Genomic DNA, 342 nt, shown 5'->3' with positions numbered 1-342 from the left:
GGTAGTTTTAATCCTGTTAGTTTTTTATCATTCTGAAACGCATTTGCTCCTATTGTTTCTATTGTGTCCGGCAGACTTACCTCTTCCAACTTTTCACAATTTTCAAATACATTGTCTCCTATTATTTTTACTCCATCGCCTATTTCTATTCTTTTTAGTTCTCTTGTGCCTGCAAATGCTCCATTTCCTATTGTCTCTATTTTTCCAGATATTACAATTTCTTCATTACCTTTACATTCTGAAAATGCCCATTCTCCTATTTTAGTTACACTTTCCGACATTATTATGTCTGTTAAGTTACTGCAACCGGCAAATGCTCCGTTTCCTATTGTTTCTATTCCC

1 protein-coding gene is annotated in these 342 nt (G+C 34.5%); it reads right to left on the bottom strand.

Features of this window, described 5'->3' with window-relative positions:
- The coding region (locus DWX29_RS12505) for a leucine-rich repeat domain-containing protein (protein ID WP_158574554.1) at nucleotides 1–342 on the bottom strand (342 nt) is incomplete at both ends.

The sequence above is a fragment of the Eubacterium sp. AF19-12LB genome, from assembly GCF_003479125.1.
GTDB classification, from domain to species: domain Bacteria; phylum Bacillota; class Clostridia; order Lachnospirales; family Lachnospiraceae; genus Eubacterium_U; species Eubacterium_U album.
Note: the sequence above shows the minus strand (reverse complement) of the source record. Positions and strands in the feature narration are given on the sequence as shown.